Origin of the sequence: Mesorhizobium sp. M1027, from assembly GCF_040318745.1 — a bacterium.
Lineage (GTDB): Bacteria > Pseudomonadota > Alphaproteobacteria > Rhizobiales > Rhizobiaceae > Mesorhizobium.
Map to the genome: position 1 here is coordinate 166,419 of NZ_JAMYMW010000012.1, position 24,454 is coordinate 190,872.

The 24,454-nt window shown below is 62.2% G+C and carries 27 protein-coding genes and 1 pseudogene; 12 read left to right on the plus strand and 16 right to left on the minus strand.

The features are described 5' to 3' along the window. Positions 1-239 precede the first annotated feature (239 nt). The gene (gene alaS, locus NKH50_RS22785) at positions 240-2,906 is read left to right on the plus strand and encodes an alanine--tRNA ligase (RefSeq protein ID WP_352881115.1); all 2,667 of its coding nucleotides are present in this window, start codon (positions 240-242) and stop codon (positions 2,904-2,906) included. A gap of 63 nt (positions 2,907-2,969) precedes the next feature. Next, complete coding sequence (locus NKH50_RS22790; RefSeq protein ID WP_352834882.1) at positions 2,970-3,764, plus strand: PhzF family phenazine biosynthesis protein; 795 nt, start codon at positions 2,970-2,972, stop codon at positions 3,762-3,764. A 134-nt stretch (positions 3,765-3,898) separates the two neighbouring features. Here the strand turns inward: NKH50_RS22790 and NKH50_RS22795 are convergent, their stop codons facing one another. The 3 genes from NKH50_RS22795 to NKH50_RS22805 are packed head-to-tail and all read right to left on the minus strand — an operon-like array spanning position 3,899 to position 6,339. Beyond that, positions 3,899-4,480 (minus strand): demethoxyubiquinone hydroxylase family protein, encoded by a 582-nt coding sequence (locus tag NKH50_RS22795; RefSeq protein WP_352819650.1) that lies wholly within the window; start codon positions 4,478-4,480, stop codon positions 3,899-3,901. Positions 4,481-4,495: 15 nt separating this feature from the next. Then, positions 4,496-5,116, minus strand: coding sequence for a glutathione S-transferase family protein (locus tag NKH50_RS22800; RefSeq protein WP_352881117.1), 621 nt, complete (start codon positions 5,114-5,116; stop codon positions 4,496-4,498). An 11-nt stretch (positions 5,117-5,127) separates the two neighbouring features. Next, positions 5,128-6,339 carry an NADP-dependent isocitrate dehydrogenase gene (locus NKH50_RS22805; RefSeq protein ID WP_292659842.1) on the minus strand — a complete coding sequence of 404 codons (1,212 nt, stop codon included), beginning with the start codon at positions 6,337-6,339 and terminating at the stop codon, positions 5,128-5,130. A 206-nt stretch (positions 6,340-6,545) separates the two neighbouring features. Between NKH50_RS22805 and NKH50_RS22810 the strand changes: the two genes are divergently transcribed. From NKH50_RS22810 to NKH50_RS22825, 4 genes are all read left to right on the plus strand, one after another. Then, positions 6,546-7,412, plus strand: coding sequence for an RNA methyltransferase (locus NKH50_RS22810; RefSeq protein WP_352881119.1), 867 nt, complete (start codon positions 6,546-6,548; stop codon positions 7,410-7,412). A 78-nt stretch (positions 7,413-7,490) separates the two neighbouring features. Continuing rightward, the gene (locus tag NKH50_RS22815) at positions 7,491-8,135 is read left to right on the plus strand and encodes a DUF805 domain-containing protein (RefSeq protein WP_502906899.1); all 645 of its coding nucleotides are present in this window, start codon (positions 7,491-7,493) and stop codon (positions 8,133-8,135) included. A gap of 158 nt (positions 8,136-8,293) precedes the next feature. Next, positions 8,294-9,106, plus strand: a complete 813-nt coding sequence (murI, locus tag NKH50_RS22820; protein WP_352881123.1) for a glutamate racemase — start codon at positions 8,294-8,296, stop codon at positions 9,104-9,106. A gap of 76 nt (positions 9,107-9,182) precedes the next feature. Next, a complete protein-coding gene (locus tag NKH50_RS22825; RefSeq protein ID WP_023674705.1) occupies positions 9,183-9,371 on the plus strand; it encodes a DUF3008 family protein in 189 nt (62 codons plus the stop codon). 90 nt (positions 9,372-9,461) lie between these two features. Here NKH50_RS22825 and NKH50_RS22830 read toward each other — a convergent pair whose 3' ends face one another. Then, positions 9,462-9,668 carry a hypothetical protein gene (locus NKH50_RS22830; RefSeq protein ID WP_352881125.1) on the minus strand — a complete coding sequence of 69 codons (207 nt, stop codon included), beginning with the start codon at positions 9,666-9,668 and terminating at the stop codon, positions 9,462-9,464. A gap of 380 nt (positions 9,669-10,048) precedes the next feature. On the opposite strand from NKH50_RS22830, the gene rpsD reads away from it, so the two are divergent. From rpsD to NKH50_RS22850, 4 genes are all read left to right on the plus strand, one after another. After that, a complete protein-coding gene (gene rpsD, locus NKH50_RS22835; protein WP_254817640.1) occupies positions 10,049-10,666 on the plus strand; it encodes a 30S ribosomal protein S4 in 618 nt (205 codons plus the stop codon). A gap of 152 nt (positions 10,667-10,818) precedes the next feature. Then, the gene (gene ttcA, locus NKH50_RS22840; RefSeq protein WP_352881127.1) at positions 10,819-11,706 is read left to right on the plus strand and encodes a tRNA 2-thiocytidine(32) synthetase TtcA; all 888 of its coding nucleotides are present in this window, start codon (positions 10,819-10,821) and stop codon (positions 11,704-11,706) included. Beyond that, entirely contained in the window at positions 11,696-12,523 is an 828-nt protein-coding gene (locus NKH50_RS22845; RefSeq protein ID WP_254817642.1) for an inositol monophosphatase family protein, read from the plus strand. Before ttcA ends, NKH50_RS22845 begins: the two co-directional genes overlap by 11 nt. Positions 12,524-12,572: 49 nt before the next feature. Then, positions 12,573-12,980: a UCP034077 family protein gene (locus tag NKH50_RS22850; protein WP_352881129.1), complete on the plus strand. Its 408-nt coding sequence runs from the start codon at positions 12,573-12,575 to the stop codon at positions 12,978-12,980. Between the two features lie 18 nt (positions 12,981-12,998). On the opposite strand, the pseudogene NKH50_RS22855 reads toward NKH50_RS22850, so the two are convergent. Further along, positions 12,999-14,160: pseudogene (locus NKH50_RS22855) on the minus strand (multidrug effflux MFS transporter). Positions 14,161-14,406: 246 nt separating this feature from the next. Further along, complete coding sequence (gene grxD, locus NKH50_RS22860; protein ID WP_023674712.1) at positions 14,407-14,742, minus strand: Grx4 family monothiol glutaredoxin; 336 nt, start codon at positions 14,740-14,742, stop codon at positions 14,407-14,409. Positions 14,743-14,904: 162 nt separating this feature from the next. On the opposite strand from grxD, the gene NKH50_RS22865 reads away from it, so the two are divergent. Beyond that, positions 14,905-15,699 (plus strand): phosphodiester glycosidase family protein, encoded by a 795-nt coding sequence (locus NKH50_RS22865; protein ID WP_352881131.1) that lies wholly within the window; start codon positions 14,905-14,907, stop codon positions 15,697-15,699. On the opposite strand, the gene NKH50_RS22870 is transcribed toward NKH50_RS22865, so the two are convergent. The 4 genes from NKH50_RS22870 to NKH50_RS22885 all read right to left on the minus strand — a co-directional run bounded on the left by NKH50_RS22870 (position 15,674) and on the right by NKH50_RS22885 (position 20,577). Then, positions 15,674-16,438, minus strand: coding sequence for a class I SAM-dependent methyltransferase (locus NKH50_RS22870; RefSeq protein WP_352881133.1), 765 nt, complete (start codon positions 16,436-16,438; stop codon positions 15,674-15,676). The two genes, NKH50_RS22865 and NKH50_RS22870, sit on opposite strands and share 26 nt — an antisense overlap. Before the next feature lie 20 nt (positions 16,439-16,458). After that, the gene (locus NKH50_RS22875; protein ID WP_023674714.1) at positions 16,459-16,692 is read right to left on the minus strand and encodes a BolA/IbaG family iron-sulfur metabolism protein; all 234 of its coding nucleotides are present in this window, start codon (positions 16,690-16,692) and stop codon (positions 16,459-16,461) included. A gap of 86 nt (positions 16,693-16,778) precedes the next feature. Continuing rightward, the gene (purL, locus tag NKH50_RS22880; RefSeq protein ID WP_254817645.1) at positions 16,779-19,016 is read right to left on the minus strand and encodes a phosphoribosylformylglycinamidine synthase subunit PurL; all 2,238 of its coding nucleotides are present in this window, start codon (positions 19,014-19,016) and stop codon (positions 16,779-16,781) included. A 148-nt stretch (positions 19,017-19,164) separates the two neighbouring features. Next, positions 19,165-20,577, minus strand: coding sequence for an aminotransferase-like domain-containing protein (locus tag NKH50_RS22885; RefSeq protein ID WP_352506428.1), 1,413 nt, complete (start codon positions 20,575-20,577; stop codon positions 19,165-19,167). Positions 20,578-20,668: 91 nt separating this feature from the next. Here NKH50_RS22885 and NKH50_RS22890 point away from each other — a divergent pair, with 91 nt between their 5' ends. Further along, positions 20,669-20,914, plus strand: coding sequence for a DUF1127 domain-containing protein (locus NKH50_RS22890; RefSeq protein WP_254817647.1), 246 nt, complete (start codon positions 20,669-20,671; stop codon positions 20,912-20,914). 14 nt (positions 20,915-20,928) lie between these two features. Here NKH50_RS22890 and NKH50_RS22895 read toward each other — a convergent pair whose 3' ends face one another. Genes NKH50_RS22895 through purC form a run of 6 tightly spaced genes read right to left on the minus strand, consistent with a single transcriptional unit; the run spans position 20,929 to position 24,432 of the window. Beyond that, entirely contained in the window at positions 20,929-21,570 is a 642-nt protein-coding gene (locus NKH50_RS22895; protein WP_352881183.1) for a Pr6Pr family membrane protein, read from the minus strand. A 4-nt stretch (positions 21,571-21,574) separates the two neighbouring features. After that, positions 21,575-21,985, minus strand: coding sequence for a hypothetical protein (locus tag NKH50_RS22900; protein ID WP_352881136.1), 411 nt, complete (start codon positions 21,983-21,985; stop codon positions 21,575-21,577). A 2-nt stretch (positions 21,986-21,987) separates the two neighbouring features. After that, positions 21,988-22,653 (minus strand): glutathione S-transferase family protein, encoded by a 666-nt coding sequence (locus NKH50_RS22905; protein WP_352649164.1) that lies wholly within the window; start codon positions 22,651-22,653, stop codon positions 21,988-21,990. Between the two features lie 31 nt (positions 22,654-22,684). Then, entirely contained in the window at positions 22,685-23,353 is a 669-nt protein-coding gene (purQ, locus tag NKH50_RS22910; RefSeq protein WP_352881138.1) for a phosphoribosylformylglycinamidine synthase subunit PurQ, read from the minus strand. A gap of 1 nt (position 23,354) precedes the next feature. After that, the gene (gene purS / locus NKH50_RS22915; protein WP_254817733.1) at positions 23,355-23,597 is read right to left on the minus strand and encodes a phosphoribosylformylglycinamidine synthase subunit PurS; all 243 of its coding nucleotides are present in this window, start codon (positions 23,595-23,597) and stop codon (positions 23,355-23,357) included. A gap of 40 nt (positions 23,598-23,637) precedes the next feature. Next, positions 23,638-24,432 carry a phosphoribosylaminoimidazolesuccinocarboxamide synthase gene (gene purC, locus NKH50_RS22920; protein WP_023674725.1) on the minus strand — a complete coding sequence of 265 codons (795 nt, stop codon included), beginning with the start codon at positions 24,430-24,432 and terminating at the stop codon, positions 23,638-23,640. Between the last annotated feature and the right edge of the window lie 22 nt (positions 24,433-24,454).

Sequence of the window (24,454 nt, forward strand, 5' to 3'; positions counted from 1 at the left end):
GCCTCAGCCAGGTTTCGATTTGATGTTTTGATTGTGAGTTTGCGTAATCGATGCGTTTCGAACCGCCGGCCCAGGGCCGGCGGTTCGCGTTTGACGGCGAGGCAGACGCATTTCAAGGCGCTGGTGAAGGCCGGGATTTGAGCCCATTTGGTGTTTCTGGACAGGCTGCGGTGCGACCGCTAAAAGGCCATGTCTATTTTCCGCCGGCAGCCGGCGGTTCTCTCGAAAAGGCAGTATTCATGAGTGGCGTCAACGAGATCCGGTCGGCATTTCTCGACTATTTTCGCAAGGAAGGTCACGAGGTCGTCGCGTCAAGCCCGCTGGTGCCGCGCAACGACCCGACGCTTATGTTCACCAATGCCGGCATGGTGCAGTTCAAGAACGTTTTCACCGGTCTGGAGAAGCGGCCCTATTCGCGCGCCACGACTGCCCAGAAGAGTGTTCGCGCCGGCGGCAAGCACAACGACCTCGACAATGTCGGCTACACCGCGCGCCACCTGACCTTCTTCGAGATGCTCGGCAATTTCTCCTTCGGCGACTATTTCAAGGAGCGGGCCATAGAGCTTGCCTGGAACCTAATCACCAGGGAGTTCGGGCTGAAGAAGGACAAGCTGCTGGTCACCGTCTACCACACCGACGACGAGGCGGCTTCGTACTGGAAGAAGATCGCCGGCCTTTCGGACGATCGCATCATCCGCATCGCGACTTCGGACAATTTCTGGGCGATGGGCGACACCGGGCCTTGCGGGCCGTGTTCGGAGATATTCATCGACCGTGGCGAGCATATCTGGGGCGGCCCTCCCGGCAGCCCCGAGGAGGATGGCGACCGTTTCCTCGAATTCTGGAACCTGGTGTTCATGCAGTATGAACAGGTGACGAAGGACGAGCGCGTCGACCTGCCGCGTCCGTCGATCGACACAGGCATGGGTCTCGAGCGCATGGCATCCATCCTGCAAGGGGTTGAAAGCGTCTTCGAAACCGACCTGTTCCGCCACCTGATCGACGCTGCGTCTTCGGCGCTTGGCAAAGGTCCGGATGCGGGCACCGTCGCATCGTTCCGTGTCATCGCCGACCATTTGCGTTCGTCCTGCTTCCTGGTCGCCGACGGCGTGCTGCCGTCCAACGAAGGACGCGGCTACGTGCTTCGTCGCATCATGCGCCGCGCCATGCGCCACGCGCAGTTGCTCGGCGCCCGCGATCCGCTGATGTGGCGCCTGGTGCCGGCGCTGGTCCGCGAGATGGGCCAAGCCTACCCGGAACTGGTGCGCGGCGAACAGATGATCACCGAAACGCTGAAGCTGGAAGAGACGCGCTTCCGCAAGACGCTGGTGCGCGGCTTGGGCTTGCTTTCGGAGGCGACGGAAAAGCTGGCCTCCGGCGACATGCTGGATGGCGAGACAGCGTTCAAGCTCTACGACACCTATGGCTTTCCGCTCGATCTGACGCAGGACGCGCTGCGTCAGCGCAACATCTCGGTCAACCTTGCCGGCTTCACCGAGGCGATGGAGCGGCAGAAGGCGGAGGCGCGCAAAAGCTGGGCCGGCTCCGGCGACGTGGTGACCGAGACGGTATGGTTTCCGGTGCGCGAGAACGCCGGCGCCACCGAGTTCCTCGGCTATGAGACCGAGCAGGCGGAAGGCCTCATCCAGGCGCTGGTCAGGGACGGCAAGACCGTCGACAGCGCCGGCAAGGGCGACGCCGTTGCCGTGGTTGTCAACCAGACGCCGTTCTATGGCGAGTCCGGTGGCCAGATGGGCGACACCGGCGTCATTTCGGGCGACGGGTTCTCGATCGAGATATCCGATACCCAGAAGAAGGCCGATGGGCTTTTCGTCCATCTCGGCAAGGTGGCTAACGGCACGGTCAAGACGGGCGCGACCGTCGAGCTGAAGGTGGACCACGCGCGTCGCTCCAGGCTGCGCGCGAACCATTCCGCCACGCATCTGATCCATGAGGCGCTGCGCGAGGTGCTGGGTACCCATGTGGCGCAGAAGGGCTCGCTGGTCGCGCCCGAGCGTCTGCGCTTCGACATCTCCCACAACAAGCCGATCTCGCCTGACGAGCTCGAAGAGGTCGAGCGCATGGCAAACGAGATCGTCGTTCAGAACGGCCCTGTAACCACGCGGCTGATGTCTGTCGACGACGCCATTGCCGAAGGCGCCATGGCGCTGTTTGGCGAGAAATATGGCGATGAAGTGCGCGTCGTTTCGATGGGCACGGGCTTGCATGGCGCCAAGGCCAACCGGCCTTATTCGGTCGAGCTATGCGGCGGCACGCATGTCAGGGCGACCGGCGATATCGGCCTGGTGCGCATCGTGTCCGACAGCGCGGTCGCTGCCGGCGTACGCCGCATCGAGGCGTTGACCGGCGAGGCGGCCAGAAAGCATCTCGACGAACAGGACAAGCGGTTGAAGGCGGCCGCCGCCGCGTTGAAGATATCGCCGGCCGATGTGCCGGCCCGCGTCGAGGCGCTGCTCGACGAGCGCAAGAAGCTCGAAAAGGAGCTGATCGAGGCGCGCAAGAAGCTGGCGCTGGGCGATCGCTCGCCAGCCGGTGTGCCGGCGGAAAACGAAACCATTGCCGGTGTCGGTTTTCTCGGCAAGGCGGTATCGGGCGTCTCGCCAAAGGATCTTAAGCCGTTGGCCGATGCCGGCAAGAAGTCCCTCGGCTCCGGCATCGTCGTCTTTGTCGGCGCCGGCGAGGACAACAAGGCAAGCGTCGTCGTCGCCGTCACCGATGATCTGACCGGCCGCTTCAGCGCCATCGATCTGGTGCGCGTCGCCTCCGCGGCATTGGGCGGGCAGGGCGGCGGCGGGCGACCCGATATGGCTCAGGCCGGCGGCCCGGACGGCTCGAAGGCCGAAGACGCGATCGCTGCGGTGAAGGCGGCTCTCGAAGCGGCGTGAACCTGCACCGGGGCGGCACGGCCGAAATGGCGTGCCGCCCAGCGGATATCTTTGAGGGCCGATATGCCGACGCTGACGATGTATCAGGTCGATGCCTTTGCCGAACGGGCCTTCCAGGGTAACCCTGCCGCCGTTCTCCTTTTAGAGGAATGGCTATCGGAGCAGGTAATGCAGGCCATCGCCAACGAAAACAATCTTCCTGAAACCGCGTTTGTGCGGCCGAATGGCAAAGGTTGGGATTTGCGCTGGTTCACGCCGGTCCATGAAGTCGACTTCTGCGGCCACGCCACTCTTGCGGCCGCCCATGTGCTGGCTACGGAATACAATGGTCAGGGCGAAATGGCCTTCGCCACCCGGGTCGGCGAGCTGCGGGTTTCCCGGTGGGAAGGGGGCTATCAGCTCGATCTGCCTTGTTTTCCGCCGCAACCCGTCGAGGAAGAGCTGAACTCGGCGCTGCAAGCGATATTGCCTCAGCGGCCGGTTGCGAGCTTCCGCAATTTCGAGAACCTGTTTGTCGAGCTTGCCGACGAGACAACCGTGCGATCTTTCGTTCCCGATCTGCTCAGGATCGGACGTTTTCATCCTCTCGGCCTGGTTATTACCGCGCCTGGGCGAGCCCACGATTTCGTCTCCCGTTACTTCGTGCCTGGGGCGGGCATTCCCGAGGATCCGGTAACCGGCTCCATTCATGCGACGCTGGTGCCTTACTGGTCTGAAAAACTCGGCAAGACGCATCTGTCGGCATTCCAATGCTCGCAGCGCGGCGGGCATTTGCTATGCGAACTGGCCGGAGATCGCGTGCTGATCACAGGCCGTGCGAAGACCTTCATGAAGGCGGAGATCTACCTTCCCGATTGAGCGGCTTGCCAATTCGGTGGCTGCTTCGCCTGAGCCAGGTGTCCAGATCACGGTATGGCGTTAGGGCCGGGCGGCGGCCCGATGGCGCAGGGCAGTGGCCCCAAAGAGGCGGCGCTAGAACGGCATAGCGCTCATCAGAGATGCCTTGATGCCTTCAGGGCACGCGTCATTCGCGTCGAGTCCCCCCAGGTCGACAGCCAAATCAGGCAGTCGGTGGTAACGGAGATCGCTGCGCGCAGGCGGTTCAGCAACGGTCCAGGCGAGGTCAGCTGCTCTTCGGCGTGACGGAGATGGGCAAGCTCTTCTTCACGGATGGACAGGATGATGCCGTGCAACTCGTGATCGCGTCCGGTGAGAAAGAACAGCTGATCATCGAGATGGCGGTGCACCGCCGCTTCGACAGCTGCGGTGCAGGCCCAGACGCCTTGCGGGCCGAGCAGGGCAGTGAGGAAACCCAGCAGCCAGCCGCCCCAGCTCCAGAATTGCATCACGCGACACGGTCGGGAATTTCGCAGTGGCATGGCTGCATGGAAACACGCGCAATGGGTGCGCTCGTGCCCAAGCATCTCCGACAAAGACGGCACGCAGTCCGGCCAGAAACGCTTCGCGACAAGAATCTGTGCCGAATAGATTCTGATCGCGCCGTACTCGCCGGCGTGGTTGACTCTGACTATTCTGGCCACCGTCAGTGCGTCCTGGTGAGAGAGCTTGGCCATGAATGCGCTCGAGAGTTAAGTCAGCCTGCCGGCAACGCTCGCACGCGCCGCAATGCGGGTCCACCAATTCTGGATCTCGGCGAACTCGGCCAGCAGGGCTTGTCCCTCGGCGACCTTGACGAAATAGCCGATGATCGGTGCGGCGTGCAGGTCGGCCAGCGTCAGGTCCGTTCCCAACAGCCAAGGCCCTTCGGCTTTCAGCGAGGAGAGCGCCTGCAATGCCGTTCTTGCCTGCCGCAACCCGTTGGCGATCACCGCTTCGTCGGGCGGCGTTGTTTCCAGCCGCTCGACAGCGACATCCCAGACCATGGTCCTGTAGGCATAGGCGTCGAGCAGGCCGGTGATCTGGTTCATGCGTGCTCGAGGCCGGGCTTCGACCGGTTGCAGCGCCGGGCCGCCAAAGGCTTCGTCGACATAACGGGCAATCGCGCCGGTCTCGTAGAGGCGAAAGCCGTCATGCTCGAAGGCCGGGATGCGGCCGAACGGCTGGTGCTCGAAATACCAGCCGGGAATGCCGTCCGCGGCAAAGATGTCGACGGGCACGAGCTCGTAGCCGACGCCCTTTTCCTCCAGCACCAGCTGGACGATGCGTACATAGACGCTGTAGTCCGCGCCGTAGACGACGGGCTTGCCCATGCCGGTTGGGCTCAGGCCATCGCTTTCTGCAAATTCTCGTCGATCTTGTCGAGGAAGCCGGTGGTCGAAAGCCATGGCTGGTCGGGGCCGATCAGCAGCGACAGGTCCTTGGTCATGAAGCCGGACTCGACCGTCTGGATGCAGACCCTTTCCAGCGTCTCGGCAAAGCGCCTCAGTTCGGCATTGTCGTCGAGCTTGGCGCGGTGCGCGAGGCCGCGCGTCCAGGCAAAAATCGAGGCGATCGAATTGGTCGAGGTCTCCTCGCCCTTCTGGTGCTGGCGATAGTGGCGGGTGACGGTGCCGTGCGCGGCTTCCGCCTCGACGGTCTTGCCGTCCGGCGTCATCAGCACCGAGGTCATCAGGCCGAGCGAGCCGAAGCCTTGCGCCACCGTGTCGGACTGCACGTCGCCGTCATAATTCTTGCAGGCCCAGACATAGCCACCCGACCATTTCAGGCTGGAGGCCACCATGTCGTCGATCAGCCGGTGCTCGTACCAGAGTTTCTTCGCTTTGAATTCTGCTTCGAACTCCGCCTCGTAGACCTCCTGGAAGATGTCCTTGAAGCGGCCGTCATAGGCTTTGAGGATGGTGTTCTTGGTCGAGAGGTAGACGGGGTAATTGCGCAGCAGCCCATAGTTCAGGGAGGCGCGGGCGAATTCGCGGATCGATTCGTCGAGATTGTACATGGCCATGGCGACGCCGGCGCCGGGTGCGTCGAACACATCGTGCTCGATCACCTGGCCGTCCTCGCCGACGAATTTGATTGTCAGCTTGCCCTTGCCGGGGAAGCGGAAGTCGGTGGCGCGGTACTGGTCGCCGAAGGCGTGGCGGCCGACGATGATCGGCTTGGTCCAGCCGGGCACCAGCCGCGGCACGTTCTTCATGATGATCGGCTCGCGAAAGATGGTGCCGCCGAGGATGTTGCGGATGGTGCCGTTCGGCGACTTCCACATCTTCTTCAGCTTGAATTCCTCGACGCGCTGCTCGTCGGGCGTGATCGTCGCGCATTTCACGCCGACGCCGTATTTCTTGATGGCATTGGCCGAATCGATGGTCACCTGGTCGTTGGTGGCGTCGCGGTGCTCGATGCCGAGGTCGTAATATTCGAGCTTGAGGTCGAGATAAGGGTGGATCAGCTTGTCCTTGATGAACTGCCAGATGATGCGGGTCATCTCGTCGCCGTCGAGTTCGACGACCGGGTTCGCCACCTTGATCTTCGCCATGGAAAGAATGCCTCGCTTTTGGGGAACGGAACGGCCTTGCCCGCACGGCTGCCGGCCCTGGGATGCGGCCCGTATATCAAAGGCTTTTTGGCCGCGCAAACGGCGAACCGCGCCGTAGTGCCGGCATTCCTTGCGAAAGCTTCATTTTCGCCGCCAAATGTGGCAGGGGACTGCGAAATGCCGCAAACAGCAGTTCACTGACAACCATGGCCGCTACCCAGGATCCCGCCACCCCTCTTGCCTCCGGAACGCCAGCGTCCGGTCCGGCGATCATCCTGGTCGAGCCGCAGCTCGGCGAGAATATCGGCATGGTTGCGCGCGCCATGGCCAATTTCGGCCTTTCCGAGCTGCGGCTCGTCAATCCGCGCGACGGCTGGCCGAGCGAGAAGGCGCGTGCCGCCGCAAGCCGCGCCGACCACGTCATCGATGCCGTCAAGGTGTTCGATGACCTGGCCTCGGCGGTTGCCGATTTGAACTTCGTCTTCGCCACCACGGCGCGCGCGCGCGACAATTTCAAGCCGGTGCGCGGTCCGGTCGAGGCGGGCAGGGCAATGCGCGCGCGGCAGCGGGCCGGCCAGCGCACCGGCATCCTGTTCGGCCGCGAGCGCTTCGGCCTCTATAATGACGAGGTCGGCCTTGCCGACGAGATCGTCACTTTCCCCGTCGATCCAGCCTTCTCCTCGCTCAACATTGCCCAGGCGGCCCTGCTGATGTCCTATGAATGGATGAAGTCCGGCCTGGAAGACGAGACCAGGACCAACTTCTCCGGCCCCGAAATGCCACCGGCCACCAAGGAAGAATTGCACGGCCTGTTTGCGTATCTGGAAGGTGCACTGGAGGCGCGCGGCTATTTCCGCCCGGCAGCGAAGAAGCCGAAGATGGTCGACAATTTGCGCGCTGTGCTGACCCGCCCCGGCTTTGCCGAGCCGGAGCTCAAGGTGCTGCGCGGCATAATATCATCGCTGGACAGGTTCTCGCCGGCCATGCCGCGCGGCGACGGATCGCCCGGCGACGATCCAAGGCGGCTCCCGGCGGCCGCGGCACGCGCTGCGAGGGCGAAAGACAAAGACTAGGCGCGCAAATGCAGCTCTCTTACCAGTAACCGAATTTTATTTGGTTTGATCCATGGTTTTCGAAACGATGGATCTCGGATGTTTAGCTCAAATATCGGTCGTCTTCGCTTTTTCTTCTATTCCGTGGCTCTGCTGGTTGCGGAAATCGTGACCTTTGTGCTGTGTGTCGTGCTGACCATCGGCATCGAGGGCTTGGCCAATTCGAAACCAGGTCCTTCCAGGGAAGGGCTGGCCGCGGCCGTTCTCGTCGCCTCGCTGGTGATCGTTCTGTTCCGCGCGAATTTCGCCTGGCGTCGAAGCCGCGACGCGCAAGGGTCGGGTTGGATCCTTTGGTCGTATATCGTGTTCTCGACCCTGTTTGCGATTCTGCAGGCCGGCACTGTTCTTGTCGTAAAATTCGACGGCGAAGATTCGCATTCCGGTCTTAACCTGCTGGGATTAGCTCTTGTCGGGCTGTGGGCCGTCATCTTGGCGGCCAGGCCGGCGGGCGGTCGCTCTTCCGATATGGCGTCATCCCTGAGTTTCGACGATTTCGACCCGCCCGGGCCGCTGCGCGGCACCGCGGCGCTTCATTCAGCGTCAGCCGCCGGCGTGACGGCCCAGGCTCCGCCCTACGCCATGCGCGCCGCACCGGTGCCGTCGAACCATGCTGCATCTCAACCTGCATCTCCGGCAGCCGGCCGGCCGCGGGCCGGCGGCTTCGGCAAGCGGGGCCTTGTGTGACCCGTCTCGCCGCATCAAGGCCATGATGGTTCCACATAGAAGCGGCCGGGACAAAGCATCATTGGCCGAAGCAAAATGCATGGGCCGGCCTTCTCTCGTGATCTCGTTTGTAATTCCCCAGCCCTTAGTGTTTCCCAGCCCTTAGTGACTCAATGACCATGACCGATCCGTCGAGCGCCCGTCCGATCCTGATGTTCGATTCGGGCATTGGCGGCCTCACCGTGCTGCGTGAGGCGCGCGTCCTGATGCCTGACCGCCGCTTCATCTATGTCGCCGACGACGCGGCGTTCCCCTTCGGCGCCTGGGAGGAAACGGCGCTGAGAACACATATTCTGGAGTTGTTCGCCAGGCTGCTCGAACGGTTTTCGCCGGCCATTTCGGTCATCGCCTGCAACACCGCCTCGACACTGGTCATCGATGCGTTGCGCGAGCGGTTTCCCGGCCACCCTTTCGTCGGCACCGTGCCGGCCATCAAGCCGGCGGCGGAACGCACGCGCTCAGGCCTGGTTTCGGTGCTGGCGACGCCCGGCACCGTCAAGCGCCAGTACACGCGCGACCTGATCAGCAAATGGGCGCAGAAATGCCACGTCCGCCTGGTCGGCAGCGACAGGCTGGCTGGATTGGCCGAAGCCTATATGCGCGATGGTTTTGTCGACGAGGACGCCGTGCGCGCCGAGATCGCGCCGTGCTTCGTTGAGCATGACGGGCTGCGCACCGACATCGTCGTGCTTGCCTGCACCCATTATCCTTTTTTGGTCAACCGCATGCGCAAGACAGCACCTTGGCCGGTCGACTGGCTCGACCCGGCCGAGGCGATCGCACGCCGCGCGCTGTCGCTGCTTGCCGATACCGAGGCCGCTTATCGCAGAGAGGCACTGCCGGAAGGCGCCGACCTTGCGTTCTTCACCTCGAACAGCGCCGATCTTCCGACGCGCCGGCTGATGCAGGGATTTGGCCTGGTGATATCCTGACCGCAAGTAATTTTCGCTTTGGGAACATCACACCAGACAATGCGTTTTCCTCTCATCGGAAACGGGAGAAACCATCATGCCAGCCACCTCAAAAGCCCAGCAGAAAGCGGCCGGCGCGGCATTGTCAGCCAAGCGCGGCGAGACCAAGAAGGGCGCGCTCAAAGGCGCGTCGAAGGGAATGTATAAATCCATGAGCGAAAAACAGCTCGAGGAATTCGCCGAGACCAAGCGCAAGGGCCTGCCGGAAAAGAAGTCGAAGCACTGATCGACTGACCATTCTGGCAGCGGATGCCGGCCAACAAAAGGCCCGCGGCTGAGCCGCGGGCCATGAAGTCTCAACGGGCGAGGGCGAAAATTACCAGTTCCAGCCGCAGCGCCGCACTTTGTAGCGGATGACCTTGCGATGACCGTGGCGCCACACCACCTTCTTCTTGACCACGATGCGGCAGATCTGGTGATGCCTGTGCCCATGCCAATGCCGGGCCTGCGCTGGCTCGGGCACAACCGCCATCGTGCCGGCCATCACCGCGGCTCCTACCAACGTAAGGAAGAACTTCTTCATGCGAATTCCTGCTCCTCTGACTTCAGTCCCTTCCTGATGCCGCTGGCGCAACCTCCCGCCACATCCGGCACGTTCTACAACCGTAACACTATCCGGTTCGGCGACTCGCGCCAGCCAGAAGCTTGACAGCGGTTAAATCTCCGTTTAACCAGCCCACCAACACCGGGCCGCAATGCCCGGTGGTTTTCTTTATGTGTGCAAGACGTTTGGGAAGCCGGTTTTACTTTCCCTATGTCTTGTTTGAAATGACGTGTCCCGTGGGTTTTCCGTCGCGTTGCGTGGAAAACCCTGTCAGGTCTCGAAAACGGAGGCCAGAGGAGGGCGCGTTTCCTTCACACGGACCATAAGGTTCCGGGTGTGTTGTTTTGAAAGGGAATGCGATGAGCAAGCGCGAATCCGCGAAGTACAAGATCGACCGCCGTCTTGGCGAAAACATCTGGGGCCGCCCGAAGTCCCCGGTCAACAAGCGTGAATACGGCCCCGGCCAGCATGGCCAGCGCCGCAAGGGCAAGCTTTCCGATTTCGGCCTGCAGCTGCGCGCCAAGCAGAAGCTGAAGGGCCACTATGGCGACGTTTCGGAGAAGCAGTTCCGCAAGGTCTATGAAGAGGCGGACCGCCGCAAGGGCGACACCTCGGAGAACCTGATCGGCTTGCTCGAATCGCGCCTCGACGCCGTCGTCTACCGCTCCAAATTCGTGCCGACCATCTTTGCGGCGCGCCAGTTCGTCAATCACGGCCACGTCAACGTCAATGGCAAGCGCGTCAACATCGGCTCGTACCGTTGCAAGCCGGGCGATGTCATCGAAGTGCGCGAGAAGTCGAAGCAGCTGGTCATCGTGCTGGAATCGGTGGGCCTGGCCGAGCGCGACGTGCCCGATTACATCGAGGCCGACCACAACAAGATGACCGCGACTTTCACGCGCATCCCCGGCTTGGCGGACGTTCCGTTTGCCGTGCAGATGGAACCGAATCTGGTCGTCGAATTCTATTCGCGCTGATCGGCGCGTTCGTCACGACAAAACCGAAGGCCGCCCCTCCAGGCGGCCTTTTCTTTCTTCGTCCTTTTCAGGGACGTGAGTCGGAAATCGATTTCGATTTTCGATCCGATGCGCTACTGCGGGCGGCAACAGGACTTTAGGGCCGACGCGCCGTGAACATGCAGCCAGACGCCAAAACGCTTGACCCGATCGCCGACGCCGAAGGCGGCTTCCATCCGCTGTTTGCCGATGTGCCGTCCTCCGTCGAGTTCAACAAGCTGCGCAAGCGGCTGTTGCGGCTTGCCCGCCAGGCGATCGACGATTTCGCCATGGTGAGACCCGGCGACCGTTGGCTGATCGCTCTGTCGGGCGGCAAGGATTCCCACGGCTTGCTTGCCGTGCTGCTTGATCTCAAATGGCGCGGGCTGCTGCCGGTCGAGCTGTTGGCCTGCAATCTCGACCAGGGCCAGCCGAACTTTCCCAAGCACATATTGCCCGATTATCTCGACAGCTATGCCATTCCGCATCGCATCGAATATCAGGACACCTATTCGGTGGTCACCGACAAGCTGGCCGAGGGCAGCACTTATTGCTCGCTGTGCTCGCGGCTGCGGCGCGGCCATCTCTATCGCATTGCCCGCGAGGAGGGCTGCTCGGCGCTGGTGCTCGGCCACCACCGCGAGGACATACTGGAAACCTTCTTCATGAACCTGTTCCATGGCGGGCGCCTGGCCGCCATGCCGCCGAAGCTGCTCAATGACGAAGGCGATGTCATGGTGCTGCGGCCGCTCGCCTATTGTGCGGAAGCCGATCTCGAGAAATTCGCCGGCGCCATGAAATTCCCGATCATTCCGTGCGATCTGTGCGGTAGCCAGGAAGGTCTGCAGCGCAACGCCATGAAGGCGATGCTCGACGACATAGAGAAGCGCATGCCCGGCCGCAAGGACACGATGATCCGCGCCATGACCAATGTGCGGCGTTCGCATCTGCTCGACAGGAAACTGTTCGATTTCGCCGCCCTCAACGAAACCCTCACCACTAGGCGTCCCGATGACATTTGAAGATAGCGCGATCGACTGGCTTGCCGACCTTCTGTCGGAAGCCGCCGTCGCCGAGATCATGCCGCGCTTTCGCCGTTTGAGCGAGGGCGACGTCCGTCGCAAGACCTCGGCCGCCGATCTCGTCACCGAGGCCGACGTCAATGCCGAACGGCTCATCACCGCCAGCCTGCGCCAGCGTTATCCCCACGCAATGATCGTCGGCGAGGAGGCCTGCTCCGACGACCCGACGCTGCTCGACGGTCTCGGCGATGCCGAACTCGCCTTCGTCATCGACCCGGTGGACGGCACTTTCAACTTCGCCTCCGGCGTGCCGCTGTTCGGCGTCATGCTTGGCGTCGTGGTCAAGGGCGAGACGGTCGCCGGCATCATTCACGACCCCGTCGGCAAGGATTGGCTGATCGGCGTTAGTGGCGCCGGCAGCCATATCCGCCATGCCCATGGCAATCTGGAAAAGGTCCATGTCGCCAAACCGGCGCCGATGTCGGAAATGACCGGTGCGGTCTCATGGCACTATGTGCCCGAGCCGGACCGCTCACGTTTGGCGCGCAACCAGACCAAGTCGCTATCGCAGTTCAATTATCGCTGCGCCGCCCACGAATACCGCCTGCTGGCCAGCGGCCACGGCCATTTCGTCGTCTACAACAAGCTGATGCCTTGGGACCACTTGGCCGGCGTGCTGATCCACGCGGAGGCCGGCGGCCATGCCGCGCGCTTCGACGGCAGCGCCTATCTGCCGTCGCATGTCGGGGGTGGCCTGCTGGTCGCGCCGGACCGGGAGAGCTGGCGGGAGCTGCGCCGCGAGCTCTGGGCAGAATAGCTCTTCGCTGCCAAAGGTGTCCAATCTTGTGCGAAACCGGAGATCTCGAATGAAACCTCGGTCCGCAATTGTTGCAACGGCCTTTGCCTTTGCCTTGGTTGCCGGTGTCAATGAAGCAAGAGCTGGGGAACGCGCATGTCGCAGTCCCGACTCCGTCGACACCATAGACGAGATGTTCTCCGCGATCTTCGCCTGTTGGAAGCCGCCGCCCGGAACCGCGGGCATGACCCTGACGCTGCAGTTCTCAATTCGCCGAAACGGTACGCTTATTGGCAAGCCGCGCGCCACTTTCTCCCATCTAGGGGGCGATGGTCCGCTCAACCGGGCCTTTGTGGCCTCCGTCCTCGAGGCGCTCGACAAGGCTCTTCCACTGCCCGTTTCCGACAGTATGGGTGGAGCAATCGCAGGACGTACGTTGTTCCCTCGCTTCACCGCGGTCAGTGAGGGTGCATCCTAGGCGCACGCGCAATGTGCATTAAACCGGCGGGTTATGCGGCTGGAATAGTCTGCCGCGCTCGGCCAGCAGAATCATCAGCAGCGCCGCCACCGACACGCTGCAGAACCCGGCGGCCAGCGGCGTCACCGTGCCGTTGAAGGCTTGGCCGATCAGCGTGCCGAGAATGCCGCCAAGAAATGTCTGCATGAACCCAAGGATCGACGACGCAGTGCCGGCCAGGTGCCCCAGCGGCTCCATAGCGAGCGCGTTGAAGTTCGCGCCGAGCGCGCCGAACGGGACCATGGCGCAGGCAAAGAAGGCAATGAAGAGCCAGAGCGGCATCTTCATTTCGATGGAAACGACCAGCCAGGGCAAGGCTGATTGCCAGAAACAGCAGCAGCGCGCTTTGCGACAGGCGGCGCATGCCGATACGGCCGACGAGGCGCGAATTGAGGTAGTTCGAAAACGCAAGCACGCCGGCAACCCCCGCGAAGATGACCGGGAACATCTCACCGACATTGAACACGCTGACATAGATCTGCTGGGCCGATGCGATGAAGCCGAACATGGCGCCGAAGATGAAGGTGCTGGCGAAGGCGTAGCAGAGCGCGATGCGGTTGGTGAGAACGATGCGGAAGCCGCCGATGACGGAGGACAGCGTTAGCGGCCGGCGATATTCGGGGTGTAGTGTCTCGGGCAGGCGCAGCAGCGACCAGGCGGACACGATCAGCGCGCCGGCTGCCATGGTGACGAAGATCACATGCCAGGTCGCAAACAGCATTATGAACTGGCCGATACCGGGCGCGACCACCGGAATGGCCATGAACACCATGAAGATCAAGGACATGACTTCGGCCATGCGCCTTCCGTCGAACGTATCGCGCACGATCGAGACGGCAATGACGCGCGTCGCCGCCGCGCCGACGCCTTGCACGGCCCGGCATAGCAGAAGCGTGGCGAATGACGGGGCGATTGCCGCAGCGCCGGCCGCCACGACGTAGATCACCAGCCCAGCGACAAGAGGCGCGCGGCGCCCGAAACGGTCCGAGATCGGCCCGAAGAACAGCTGTCCGCCCCCAAAGCCAAGGATATAGGCGGTGACCACATATTGCCGGTGGTTTTCATTTTCGACGCCAAGCGAAGCGCCGATCTGCTGCAGCGCCGGCAAAATAATGTCGATGGCCAGCGAATTGAGCGCCATCAGCGCCGCGCACAGCGCAATGAATTCCCAGCGCGGAATGGGCAAGGTGCTTGCCTTTTGCTGCGCTTGTGCTTGCTGATCCACGGCCAGTCCGATCCTCAACGAAAATGCGCCGGCTGGCCGACGCATCCATTCGTTGATTGCCCCGATGTCGGGCAGAACTTTTTGCCAAGGTGGGGGCTGCCCCGGCGCTTATCGCTTGACCCCCGAAAATCGCAGTCAGAAGGTCATACGCAGAAACAGAAATCAGGCGGCGCCTTTGACGCTGACGCCTTTTTCGACGAGGAAGGTCTGCAATTCGCCCGCCTGGAACATCTCGCGGATGATGTCGCAGCCGCCGACGAACTCGCCCTTGACGTAGAGCTGCGGGATGGTTGGCCAGTTGGAGTAGTCCTTGATGCCTTGCCGCAGTTCGGCCGACGTCAGCACGTCGACGCCCTTATAGTCGGCGCCGATATAGTCGAGGATCTGCACGACCTGGCCGGAAAATCCGCATTGCGGAAAGCCGGGTGTGCCCTTCATGAAGAGAACGACGTCGTTGCCCTTCACTTCATTGTCAATGTAGTCGTTGATGCCGCTCATGGAATACCCTTTCATGCCTGTGGGAGTCAGGCTCGAACATTACCCTTCAAATAAACCCATGGGTTGCGCGAAACAAGATGTTTGCCGCCTTGCCATGCAAATGGCGCAAAGGAAGGTCTGATCTTGGGCCAAGCCGTTGGCCACCATTCGTCCCGAGGCGCGATGAAAAGACGATATCTCGCCGGGGTCGTCCTCGCCGTTCTGTTCGCCGCACTGTCCTTGATCTGGTGGGCCAAGTCGCCGAGGCAGCCACCTCTCGTCGTTGGCGGTGAATTACCGGCGCCGTGCCGCGACGCGAGCTTCGAGGCGGTCGCCTATTTCGTCTGCGAAATCGATCTGCGCCGCTATGAAATCGGTGTGTTCCACGCAGGCATTGACGGCAAGGCTTTCGGTTCACTGGACAAATTCGACAAGGCGATGGCGGATCAGGGCCGGCCGGTGCTGCTCGCCATGAACGCCGGCATGTATCACCAAGACCTGACTCCGGTCGGCCTTCTCGTCGAGGACGGCCGGGAGAAGGCGCCGATCAACCTCGCCGACAGCGAAGGCAATTTCTTCCTGAAACCGAACGGCGTCTTCCTGGTCCGGAAGGATGGCAAGGCGGCGGTCATCGAGACAAGCGCCTATGTTGCGACCAGACTGGACGTGATGTTTGCCACGCAATCCGGCCCGATGCTGGTGATCGACGGCCGGCTTCATCCCCGCTTCGAGCAAAACGGCACATCGCGCTATATCCGCAATGGCGTCGGCGTGCGTGACGAAAACACTGTCGTGCTGGCGATCTCGCGCTCTGAGGTCAGCCTCGGCAGCTTCGCCCGACTGTTTCGAGACGCGCTCGATTGTCCCAACGCGCTTTTCTTCGACGGGGCCGTTTCGGCGCTGTCGAACGGCGAGCGGATGATTGTGGGTGGAAACTATCCAGCCGGGCCGATCATTGCCGTTTCGGCGAAAAGGTGAGGCAATATTTGTGCGCACGCACGCATATGAATGCAGGCGCCAAACTCAGTTCGGCAAAATGCCTGGGGTCGACCATTTCCATCTCAGGCGCGGGAAGTGGCTCGACGAAGCGGTCGAGCGTCCAGCCTGTATCGGCAAGGCCATTGAGGATATCGCCGAGCGGTCTTCGATAGGACTCGACATAGGGATTGGGCTCCCCAAAACCGCCCCAATGCATGCCCCAGCGGTTGATTTCAAAATAAGGTTTCGTTCCGCGCGTGCGTTCGTCCTGCCAGTCGCGCATTGGGTGGCCCATGGAGAACACCAATTTGCCTCCAGGCCTAGCAACGCGATGAAATTCGGCGAATACCGGCGCCAGCCGTTCGACATAATCGAGCGCCAGCGAACAGATTATGCGGTCGAAAGTGCCGTCTGCGAGCCAGTCGAGAGGCTTTTCGAGATCGCCGAGCCGGATATCGACTTCCAATCCCCCGCAGCGCTCGCGCGCCAAAGTCAGCATTTCCGGCGTGATGTCGAAGGCACTTACCCGCGCACCCGAGCGAGCCAGCTTCTCCGAGCAGATGCCGGAGCCGCAGCCCGCGTCCAACACATCCAGTCCAGCAACCTCGCCCAGCAATTCGAACGAGGCCGGACGTTCATAGAGGGCGTTGTGCGGCTTGGTCGGCGCCAGCGCATCATAGCGCTTGGCGAAGGAAGCATAGGCACTGACTGCAACCGGATCGCTGTCGCCTTTGGCCATGACTTCCCGCTTGCGTAGAATTAGTCCGGCACGCTGGTCTGCAGGGCAAGCGCGTGCAGCACGCCGCCCATGTTGCCCTTCAGCGCGTCATAGACCATCTGGTGCTGCTGGACGCGGCTTTTCCCGCGAAAGCTTTCGGCCACAACCTCAGCCGCATAATGGTCGCCGTCGCCGGCCAGGTCGCGAATGGTCACCTTGGCGTCCGGAATGCCTTCCTTGATCAGCCGTTCGATGTCGTGGGCGTCCATTGCCATATGAGGATTCCTTGTTCAGGTCGTGATCTCATAGATATGGTCGAAAAGGCGGATGAACCACACCGAAACGGCCCCGCTTGATCACATCACGGGTCCACGACCTCATTTGCCATGAAGCGAGGGAACCAGGATTCGTGGGCGGCGGTCAATTCGCTGACCGGTATCGCACGCGCCTCGCCCAGCTTCAATTCGCTGCCGCCGGTCGAGCCGATCCACGGTGCAAAAATGCCGAGTTTGCTTTGTTGTTCGCGAATGGCGTCCCATTCCTCGCTCTGCGGATCGATCGACAGCGTCAGCAGGTAGCGGCCCTGATCCTCGCCGAACCAGACGGGGATCGGATCCGTACCGATCAGGCCAGGAATGGTCGCGCCGATGCCGGAGGCCATCGCCATCTCGGCCAGCGCCACCGCGATGCCGCCGTCGGAAACGTCATGCGCCGCGCTAACGACACCGGAACCGATCAGCGCCCGCACATGGTCGCCGACCCGCTTCTCGTGGTCGAGATCGACCGGCGGCGGCGGGCCGTCGGCGCGGCCATGGATGTCGCGCATATAGGCGGACTGGCCAAGATGCGTGCCCCACATGGTCGGCGCGCCGACCAGCACGATCATCTGGCCTTCGGCGGCAAAGCCGATCCGCACCATTTTCGACCAGTCGGCAATCAGCCCGACGCCGCCGATGGTTGGTGTCGGCAGGATGCCTTGGCCGTTGGTCTCATTGTAGAGGGAGACGTTGCCGGAGACGATCGGAAAGCCAAGCGCCCGGCAGGCATCGCCGATGCCTTTCACGGCACCAACCAGCTGGCCCATGATCTCCGGCCGTTCCGGATTGCCGAAATTGAGGTTGTCGGTGGCCGCGAGCGGCAGAGCGCCGGTGGCGGTAAGATTGCGCCAGCATTCGGCAACGGCCTGTTTGCCGCCCTCGTAAGGGTCGGCCTCGCAATAGCGCGGCGTCACGTCGGAGGAGAAGGCGAGCGCCTTAGTCGGGTGGCCATCGACGCGCACGACACCGGCGTCGCCGCCGGGAAGCTGCAGGGAATTGCCCTGGATCAGCGTGTCGTACTGCTCCCACACCCAGCGGCGTGAGGAAAGGTCCGGTCCCCCCAACAGCTTGAGCAGTGCGTCGGCCACATCGGCTTGAGGTGCATCGCCGGCCAGCGGCGCCGGCTTCTTCGGTTCGACCCAGGGACGGTCATATTCCGGCGCTTGATCGCCGAGATCCTTGATCGGCAGATTGGCGACCTCATCGCCCTGGTGCAGCACGCGGAAGCGCAGATCGTCGGTGGTCTTGCCGACGATGGCAAAGTCTAGGCCCCATTTGTGGAAGATCGCCTCGGCCTGTTTTTCCTTTTCGGGGCGCAGCACCATCAGCATGCGCTCTTGGCTCTCCGAAAGCATCATCTCATAGGCGCTCATGCGCTCTTCACGCACCGGCACCTTGTCGAGATCGAGCTCGATGCCGAGGTCGCCCTTGGCGCCCATCTCGACCGCCGAGCAGGTGAGGCCGGCCGCACCCATATCCTGGATGGCGATAACGGCGCCGGACGCCATCAGTTCGAGGCAGGCTTCGAGCAGGCATTTTTCGGTGAACGGATCGCCAACCTGGACGGTGGGGCGCTTCTCGTCGATCTTGTCGTCGAACTCAGCCGAAGCCATGGTGGCGCCACCGACGCCGTCGCGCCCGGTCTTGGCACCGAGATAGACGACCGGCAGGCCGACGCCCTTGGCCTCGGACAGGAAGATTGCGTCTGTCTTTGCGAGGCCTGCGGCAAACGCATTGACCAGGATGTTGCCATTGTAGCGGGCGTCGAAATTGACCTCGCCGCCGACCGTCGGCACGCCGAAGGAATTGCCATAGCCGCCGACGCCGGAAACGACGCCGGCAACGAGGTGCCTTGTCTTGGGATGATCAGGCGCGCCGAAGCGCAGCGCGTTCATCGCCGCGATCGGTCGCGCGCCCATGGTGAAGACATCGCGCAGGATGCCGCCGACGCCGGTCGCAGCGCCCTGATAGGGCTCGATATAGGAGGGGTGGTTATGGCTCTCCATCTTGAAGACGACGCAGTCGCCGTCGCCGATGTCGACCACACCGGCATTCTCACCCGGGCCCTGGATGACTTGCGGCCCGGTGGTCGGCAGCGTGCGCAGCCACTTCTTCGAGGATTTGTAGGAACAATGCTCGTTCCACATCGCCGAAAAAATACCAAGTTCGGTAAAGCTCGGTTCGCGCCCGACCAGGTCGAGGATGCGCTGGTACTCGTCGGGCTTCAGCCCGTGCGCGGCAATGAGTTCAGGAGTGATCGGCACGGAATTGGAAATGGTCATGATCGGCAATTGTGTCCTGGGGATCGAGTCCCGTCTTATCGCAAGCTTTGCAGCCGATACACCCCGTCGGATGACTAAAACGATGGAAAGCAACAGCTGACGGCAAGTAGCGAAAGATCGCCACTCGACCCGCCGGTTTCAAGCCGGTTCAGGAAAAGCTGTCGTAGCCGGCGCGGCCCTCGTCCAGAAGCCGCCGGATCACCGCGACGCCGTGCGCGATATCGTCCCGCTGTCGCGGCTGCGAGATGCCAAACCGCACGCCGTGAAAGGCCTGTTCGGAACGCCCTGCCTTGAACTCATCCTCGTCGTCGATGAGCACGCCATGTTCGAGGCAAGCCTGTTTGAAGGTGCCGGAAAGCCACGGGTCGGGCAAAGTGAGCCAGACGAACGGCACATTGTCCAGCGCCTTGAAGTCGAAGCCGTCGAGTGTCTCGCGCACGATCGCGATGCGCGCACCGATCTCGGCAATGCTGCGCTTGCGCATCTCGGCGGCCTGACCGGACAGCACCAGCCGGCTGCCCACCTCCGCCAGCAGAAAGGGCAGGCCGCCCGTCATCATCTTATGGGCGACCCGGATGCGGTGACGGTAGGCCGGCGGGCAAGCGAGCCAACCGCCGCGAACACCCGCCGCGACCGATTTCGACAGGCCGCCGGCAACGATGGTCCGTTCGGGAGCATATTCGGCCATTAAAGGCGTTGGGTCATCGGTCAGTCCACCATAGAGATCGTCCTCGATCAGGACGACGTTATATTGACGGGCGACATGCGCGATTGCTTCGCGGCGCGATGCCGACAGCGTTGTCAGCGTCGGGTTCTTCGCCGTCGGCATTAAAAAAATCATCTTCGGATGCTTTTGTGCGCAGACGCGCTCGAAATCCTGGGGATCTATGCCCTCGTCGTCAGCCGCCACCAGTGCGGTCCGGCGACCGATCAGGCCGGCACTGCGGGAGATCTGCGAATAGGTGAGGTGCTCGAAGACGACATAGTCGCCGGGGGCGGTGAGTCCCGCAATGGTTGCCATCACCGCGGCGTGGGTGCCGAGCGTGGGAACGATTGCATCCGCCGCCGGGCGATAGGAATTGCGCGACAGCCAGCGTCTGCCCGCTTCCAACCAGCGGTCCGGGAAATCACGAGTATAGCTTGAAATCTCATGCGGATGGTCTTGCGCCGTGCGTGTCAACACGTCGGCGACGATGGCACCCTGGCCGACATCCGGTGCGGCCGTGCTATCGAAGCGCAGCTTGTCGCCGGGCGCATCCATATAGCGTGTGCCTTGTTCGACCGGCCCTAGGAAATCCGGCTTTGCGCTCTCCGACTGTTGAGCGATAACATAGGTTCCGCGGCCGACCTCGCCGCTGACCAATCCCCGCTCGCGCAGCAATTGATAGGCCCTGCCGACCGTGCCGACGGTCGTGCCAATGTCGTATGCCAGATCGCGCTGCGGCGGCAGCTTTGCCCCTGCACCGATCAGGCCGCGGTCGATGTCCGTCTCGATGGAATCGGCAAGCCGCTGATAGAGCGGGCCGGTGCGGGCGGTCAGGTCTGGAAGCCAAGTTGTCATGGTGACAATTTTTTACATTGCACCGAAATGAGAGTCAATACATATGAAGCGGGCCGCACGAAAGGCACAATGCAATCTTGGCAGAAAGACAATGGGTACAATAGAGACAATCCGCTACGCGGCAGTTGAATTGACCGGAAGCCGCTCGTCGGGCCGGAGATCCTATGTTCGCCGGATCGCGCAAGTGGTCACGTCATTCGTCCGATGGATCGACGGTCTGCTGGAGCGCCGGCGCAGTCGGCTGGTCCTGCTCGAGATGACCGACGATCAGCTCAAGGACATCGGTATCTCGCGCTGCGATGCCCATCGTGAAGGTCTGAGGCCGTTCTGGGACTGATGCGTTCGAGCGCTTCAGCGGACGCTCGCCGTCCTGAGCCGCGCGACGCCGCGGTCCACAAGCACCGCCACAATACATAGCACGAAAAAAAGCCCCGTGATGGCCACGGCCGAGACGGCGACGCTGGTCGCGCCGTTCTTGGCGAGATCTAGGAACGGGTAGGGCACTTCACCGGCAATCGGCGCCCGCAGCAGCGCGTAGGCCAGATACGCGATCGGATAAATCATCCACCAGGAGATGTCACGCCACCGCGTCGAGCCGTCGGCGCCCGCCACAAGCCACCACAGCACGAACAACACCGGCGTCACATAGTGCAAGAGCACATCGCAGAGCAGGAACAGCCCTCGCGGCTGCCAAAGCTGCGCCAAGACCGTTGCATAAACGATGAGAACCAGCGTTATGGCGACGGCTACGCCCGCCCGCATCCGTGGGGCGGCAAAAGCCGGAAACCAGGCATAACCCGTTGACGACAGCAACGAGGCATGGACGAGCACCGCGCCGATATTGGTCTGGATGGTGAAGAAGCTGAAATAGAAGACCAGCGAGCCGACAAAGCCGCGGCCGGCTTCCATTGATGCCGGGACGGTGATGCAGAGCTGCAGGACGAGCCCGGCCAGGCCGACGACCAGACCGGTGATCTGCAGCAAGCGACCCATTGGGCTAGGCAGCAGCGCCACAGGCCGGATTGCCCGTCTGCCAGCGGGCAATGTCCGAGCCGATGCGGGCGCCGAGCGGTTCCGCCATCAATGGGCCGAATACGTCGACGCGGCTCGACTTGCCTTGCGCCTGCACGACCAGCAACGGCTTTCCGCCATAGTGTTTGGCCGGCACCAGCAGGAAGCGCGGCGTGCCGCTGAACGAATTCAGTTCGTTGGCCATCTGGTAGGATTTGAACGCAGGGTCCTTGCTGGCGATCCAGCATTTGTGGGCAGCTATTGCCACCTGCTCCATGGCAAGCAGTGACGCGCTCTTGCCCGCCGGCGCTGGCGTGCTCTTCGGGCCTGACTGGCAGGAGGCGAGTACAAGACCGGCGGAAGCGGCGAGGGCGAGGCGGGCTAGTGTCGATCGCATGGTCAAGCGGCGCCCATCTCGAGTTCGGACAGAAAGATCTTCAGACCGTCTGTCATCTCACCCCAGACGCGCGACAGCGCCGGATGCTGCAAGGCGATTTGCTCATAGGCATCGAATTTCGGATAGGCATCAAGCAGGTCGGGGCGGCCGATCGTCGCCCTGAAATTGTTGAAGACGAAGCGGGTCGGCGTCAGCCACGCATCGGCGAATGAGATGTCGTCGCCGAGCGCGAACGGGCCATGCGCCATGCGGGCCTCGATTGCCGCAAGCCCGTGATGCAGTCGGGCGAACTGTGTCTTGATCTCGGCCTCGTTGCGCTGCGGTACGAAATAGAGCTCAAACAGCTTCATCGTGGGGGCGAGCACGTCAAGGTCGGTGATGCGAGCGAACATGCGCACCAGTGCCCGGTCCTTCGAATCCTTGGGCAGCAGCGCTGGCTCGGGAAAGCGCTCCTCCAGATACTCGGCAATCACCACCGATTCGACGATCGTTTCGCCCGAGCCGGTGATCAGCACCGGAATCCGGTTCAGCGGCGAGATGGCACGAAATGCCTCGGGGATGGGAAACCCAGGCGGCGGTGCAATGACCTTGAGCGGCACGTTCTTGATGTAGGCCAGCGCCCGCACGATCGACGAATAGGGCGACAACGGCCGCGAATAGAGTTTCATGACCGTCGCTCCAGGAGGAAAATTGAAGGCATCAAGCGGCGATGCCCAGGGCGCTTTCGAACAGCGCCCGGCCGTCGCTGCCGCCATGCGCCACTTCGATCAGGTTCTCGGGATGCGGCATCAGGCCGAGCACGTTGCCCCGCCCGTTGACGATGCCGGCAATGTCGTTGATCGAGCCGTTGGGATTGGTGCCTTCGGCATAGCGGAACACCACCTGGCCTTCGCCTTCGAGGCGGGCCAAAGTTTCGGCGTCGGCAAAATAATTGCCGTCATGGTGCGCCACCGGCGCGCGGATGATCTGGCCCGGCTGGTAGCGGCGGGTGAACATCGTGTTGGCATTGGCGATCTGCAGCTTCACCTGGCGGCAGACGAATTTCAGCGAGGTGTTGCGCATCAATGCGCCCGGCAGCAGGCCGGCCTCGACCAGGATCTGGAAGCCATTGCAGACGCCGATGACCGTGACGCCCTTGGCCGCCTTTTCGGCGACAGCCCGCATTACCGGCATGCGCGCGGCAATGGCGCCGCAGCGCAGATAATCGCCAAAGGAAAAGCCGCCGGGAATGGCGATCAGGTCGACATCGGGAATTTCGGTGTCCGTCTGCCAGACGGTGACCGGCGGCGCGCCGGAAATCTTGGTCAGCGCCGCGATCATGTCGCGGTCGCGATTGAGGCCGGGGAGCAGGACGACGGCTGATTTCACCTCAGGCGATCTCCACCGCGTAATTCTCAATCACCGTATTCGCCAGAAGCTTGTCGCACATGGCTTTCAGATCGGCCTCAGCCTTGGCCCTGTCGCCCTCGGCAAGCTCGACATCGAAAACCTTGCCTTGCCGCACCTGGCCGATGCCGCCGAAACCCATTGCGGACAGCGCATGCTCGATTGCCTTGCCTTGTGGGTCTAGCACTCCGTTCTTGAGGGTTACGGTAATGCGGGCCTTGATCACGCTGGACATGCTCCTGTTCACCTGTTGAGCGGGCAAGCCATCAGTGCGGCTTGCCTTTGACACCGTCGGTCGATGCGACCAGCACCGGCCCGGCCGGACGCGGAGGTTCGTTCTCGTTCATGATGCCGAGACGGCGGGCAACTTCCTGATAAGCTTCGACCAGCCCGCCCATGTCGCGGCGGAAGCGATCCTTGTCGAGCTTGTCCTGCGTCGCCACATCCCACAGCCGGCAGGAATCCGGCGAAATCTCGTCGGCGACGACGATGCGCATCATATCGCCTTCGAACAGGCGGCCGCATTCGATTTTGAAATCGACGAGCTGGATGCCGACGCCCATGAACAGTCCCGAAAGGAAGTCGTTGACCCGAATGGCCAGCGCCATGACATCGTCGATCTCCTGCGGGCTCGCCCAGCCGAAGGCGGTGATGTGCTCTTCCGAGACCATCGGATCGTCGAGCGCATCGGCCTTGTAATAGAATTCGATGATCGAGCGCGGCAGCACGGTGCCTTCCTCGATGCCGAGACGCTTGGCCAGCGAGCCGGCGGCGACGTTGCGCACCACCACTTCGAGTGGAATGATCTCGACTTCCTTGATCAGCTGCTCGCGCATGTTGAGCCGGCGGATGAAGTGGGTCGGGATGCCCATCCGGTTGAGATGATTGAAGATGTGCTCGGAAATGCGGTTGTTGAGCACGCCTTTGCCATCGACGATTTCATGCTTCTTCTTGTTGAAAGCGGTAGCGTCGTCCTTGAAGAACTGGATCAGCGTGCCAGGCTCCGGTCCCTCATAAAGGATCTTGGCCTTGCCTTCATAAATGCGGCGGCGATTTTTCATCTGATTTTTCTCTGGATTTGCG